This is a genomic window from Syntrophotalea sp. (assembly GCF_050253115.1).
Classification (GTDB): Bacteria; Desulfobacterota; Desulfuromonadia; order Desulfuromonadales; family Syntrophotaleaceae; genus Syntrophotalea; species Syntrophotalea acetylenica.
In genome coordinates, this window is sequence record NZ_JBFWJQ010000163.1 from 1 (window position 1) to 3,769 (window position 3,769).

Genomic DNA, 3,769 nt, shown 5'->3' on the forward strand with positions numbered 1-3,769 from the left:
CGGAGGACTGCACCGGCTGCAAACGCTGCATCCAGACCTTTGAATGCCCGGCCATCGAGATGGACGAAAGCGGCGCGCGGGCAAGAATCAATATCGACCGCTGCGTCGGCTGCGGCACCTGCATCCCGTCCTGCCCTTTCAATGCCCTCGTCAAGGAGAAGCGCTCATGAAACAGCAGATCATCGTCAGCGGCATCGGCGGGCAGGGCGTGCTGTTTCTCACTCGTGTCATTGCCCAGGCGGCGGTGGATCAGGGCCTGCCCGTGCTCACCGCCGAAACTCACGGTATGGCCCAGCGCGGCGGCACTGTGCTTTCCACCATCAAGGTCGGCGACTATCACAGTCCGCTGATTCGCTCCGGCCAGGCCGACGTAGGGCTGCTGCTGTGGGAGGACAATCTGGCGGTGCACCGCTCGCTGCTCAAGCCCGACGGGCAACTGCTGATCAATGCAGTCGGAGAAGGAGAAGGAACGCGCATCGACGCCGGCGGCCTGGCACGCGAGATGGGCAACCCGGTGCTGTCGAACCTGATCCTGCTGGGGCTTGCGGTCCGAAGCCGGGCTCTTTTCTGCGATGTAGCCCAGTACGAGCAGGCGATTCGCGCCCTGGCTCCCGAGCGTTTCCTCGACCAGAACCTGGCGGCTTTCCGGCGCGGGCTCGAAGGCTGATCCCGAGGGACCATGAGCACGAAGGATAAAATCCTCTATTTTCTGATTCTGCACCGTACCGGCCTGGCGGTCAGCGCCTTTGCCGCCTTCGTGCTGCTGTTTCCTCTATATCAGGATAACCCCTATACCCTGGGGCTGACCAACCTGATCGCGCTCAACACCATTGTCGTGCTCGGCCTCAACCTGTTTATCGGCTACGCCGGCCAGATCTCGCTGGGGCATGCCGCCTTTTTCGGCCTGGGCGCCTACGGTTCGGCACTACTGACGGTGGAGGGAGGAATTCCCGCCTGGGGCGCCCTGCTGCTGACGGCCCTGGCGGTGGCCGCCATCGCGTGGCTGGTCGGCCGCCCCATCCTGCGCCTGCATGGGCATTATCTGGCCATGGCCACCCTGGGCCTGAACCTGGTGGTTTATACGATTCTGGTGCAGGCCGACCAGCTGACCGGCGGCCCCAGCGGCTTTGCCGGCATTCCTCCGCTGGCCCTGGGCGACTGGGCCTTCGACGACGAGATCCGCTTTCACTACCTGGTGTGGGGAACGGCCCTTGCCTGCCTGCTGATCAGCCTGAACCTGGTGCGCAGCGGCGTCGGCCGCGGGCTGGCGGCGCTGGCGGCGGACGAGCAGGCTGCCCAGTCCCTGGGGATCGACACCGCCCGCGCCAAAGTCAGGATCTTTGTGCTGTCGGCGGTGCTGGCCTCGCTGGGCGGCAGCCTTTTCGCCCACTGCTACCGCTTTGTCAGCCCCGACTCCTTCGGCATTTTCGTCTCGGTCGACTTCGTCATCATGGTGGTCATCGGCGGTCTGGGCTCGGTGTGGGGAACGCTGCTGGGGGCGTCCGTGGTCACCATGCTGCCGGAGTGGATCGAGGTTTTCGACACCTATAAGGACATCATCTACGGTCTGATCCTGGTGGTGATTCTCATGTTTCTGCCGCGGGGGCTGGTCGGCGGGCTGATCGACCTGGCCCGCAACCGCTTTGTGCTCTGGATTCGAAAAAATGCTGCGTCTCGAACGGATCAATAAGAATTTCGGTGGCCTACCCGCCCTGCAGGAGGTCAGCTGCGAGATCGCGGGCGGCAGCGTCACGGCACTGATCGGCCCCAACGGCGCCGGCAAAAGCACCCTGATCAACTGCATCAGCGGCATCCTGGCCCCGGATCAGGGTGCGATCCGTTTTTCCGGGCAGGATCTGGCCGGCCGCCCGGCCCACGAGATCGCCCGCCTCGGCATCGGGCGCACCTTTCAGAACTTGAAAGTCTTTCCGCGCATGACGGTACTGGAGAACGTCCTGTGCGGACTGACGCTGGATGCAGGAAAGTCCTGGATCAGCGCCATGCTGCGCCTGCCCGGACTGCGTCACCGAGAACGGCATCTGCGCCTGCGGGCGCTGGCGGCCCTCGACCGCTTCGGTCTGGCGAACAAGGCGGGCTGGCCCGCCCAGGCCCTGGCCTACGGCGACCGCAAACGGCTTGAACTGGCCCGCGCTTTCGTGGGCGAGCCCCTGCTGGTCCTGCTCGACGAGCCGGTGGCCGGGCTCAACGCCAAGGAGACCTCACAGATCGGCGCCGAGATCCAGAAGCTGCGCAGCGAGGGACAGACTCTGCTGCTGGTCGAACACGACATGGACCTGGTGATGAGCGTCGCGGACCGGGTGGTGGTGCTCGACGGCGGGCGCTGCATCGCGCAGGGAACCCCGCAGGAAGTGCAGCGCAACCCCCTGGTGATTGAAGCCTATCTCGGCAGCATGGAGCCGACCGCCTGATGGAATCCGCCAACGTGAAAATGAGAACCGCAACGAGGATGATCCCATGCTGACCATTGAAAACCTCAGCGCACACTACGGAACCGCCCAGGCGCTGTTCGACCTGTCGCTGACCGTGGAGCAGGGCTCGACCGCCGCGCTGGTGGGCGCCAACGGAGCGGGCAAAAGCACGCTCCTGAAATGCGTGATGGGGTTGCTCAAACCCAGCGCTGGGCGCATCCTGCTCGACGGCAGGGATATCACCGGGCTCTCCCCGGCACAACGGGTCCGGCGGGGCCTGGTGCTGTCGCCGGAGGGCCGCGAAGTATTCCCGCACCTGCCGGTGCATGAAAATCTGGTTCTCGGCGCCATGCCGTTGAAGCTGTCGAAAAAAGAGACCGCTGCGCGCATGCAGGAGGTCTTTACCCGCTTTCCCCGTCTGAAGCAGCGTCGAGAACAGCCGGCGGGCACCCTCTCCGGCGGCGAGCAGCAGATGCTGGCCATGGGACGCGCCCTGATGGCGGGACCGCGCCTGCTGCTGCTCGACGAACCGAGCCTGGGGCTTGCACCGCGCATCACCGACGCAATTTTTGCCATCATCCACCAGCTGGCGCGCGCCGGCACCACTATCCTGCTGGTCGAACAGAACGCCGCACGGGCGCTCTGCGCCTCCGATTCGGCCCATCTGCTCGCCAATGGCCGCATCGTGCAGCGGGGAGAGAGCAGCCGCCTGCTCAACGATCCAAAACTGCGCATCGCCTTCCTGGGTGCCGCATCCGACAATAAGCCGGGGCACAGCCGCCTGGGGGCGGCCGGCCTGACCAATATCCGCCTGGAGAAACCCGACATGAGTCATCCTGATTTTATGCCTGCCTTTTCCACCGCCGACGAACTCGAGGGCCACCGTCTCAAAGGGCTGCAGTGGACCCTGCGCCATGCCTATGAAGGGTCGAGCTTCTACCGGGAGCGGTTCCAACAGGCCGGCATCACCCCCGATGAGATTAAAGTTTTTACCGATCTGCCGCGCCTGCCTTTCACCAGCGCCGACGACCTGCGCGACGGCTACCCTTTCCCCCTGCGGGCGGTGCCTTTCGAGCAGATCGTCCGCATTCACGCCAGCTCCGGCACCACCGGCAAACGCAAGGTGCTGTGCTACACGCAGAAGGACATCGACGACTGGGCCCACTTTTTCGCCCGCTGCTACCAGATGGCCGGCGTCACTGCTCTCGACCGGGTGCAGATCGCCGTCGGCTACGGTGTGTGGACCGCCGGCGTCGGGTTCCAGGCGGGGTGCGAGAAGATCGGCGCCATGGCGGTGCCGGTCGGCCCGGGCAACATCTTCCAGCATATTCAGTTCCTGC

5 protein-coding genes are annotated in these 3,769 nt (G+C 64.9%); all 5 read left to right on the forward strand.

The window, feature by feature from the left end; translation table 11 throughout:
• The coding region (locus AB7E65_RS12215; protein ID WP_428746053.1) for a 4Fe-4S dicluster domain-containing protein at positions 1 to 170 on the forward strand (170 nt) is incomplete at its 5' end.
• Positions 167 to 667 carry a 2-oxoacid:acceptor oxidoreductase family protein gene (locus AB7E65_RS12220; protein ID WP_428746049.1) on the forward strand — a complete coding sequence of 167 codons (501 nt, stop codon included), beginning with the start codon at positions 167 to 169 and terminating at the stop codon, positions 665 to 667. The genes AB7E65_RS12215 and AB7E65_RS12220, both read left to right, overlap by 4 nt.
• Before the next feature lie 12 nt (positions 668 to 679).
• Entirely contained in the window at positions 680 to 1,690 is a 1,011-nt protein-coding gene (locus AB7E65_RS12225; RefSeq protein WP_428746050.1) for a branched-chain amino acid ABC transporter permease, read from the forward strand.
• Positions 1,644 to 2,429: an ABC transporter ATP-binding protein gene (locus AB7E65_RS12230; RefSeq protein ID WP_428746051.1), complete on the forward strand. Its 786-nt coding sequence runs from the start codon at positions 1,644 to 1,646 to the stop codon at positions 2,427 to 2,429. Before AB7E65_RS12225 ends, AB7E65_RS12230 begins: the two co-directional genes overlap by 47 nt.
• A gap of 46 nt (positions 2,430 to 2,475) precedes the next feature.
• Positions 2,476 to 3,769: ATP-binding cassette domain-containing protein (locus tag AB7E65_RS12235; RefSeq protein WP_428746052.1), on the forward strand; the 1,294-nt coding region annotated here is incomplete at its 3' end.

Excerpts from the sequence above, each read along its gene's own strand:
- AB7E65_RS12220 (WP_428746049.1), top strand. The coding sequence starts at position 167 with ATGAAACAGCAGATCATCGTCAGCGGCATCGGCGGGCAGGGCGTGCTG.
- AB7E65_RS12225 (WP_428746050.1), top strand. The coding sequence starts at position 680 with ATGAGCACGAAGGATAAAATCCTCTATTTTCTGATTCTGCACCGTACC.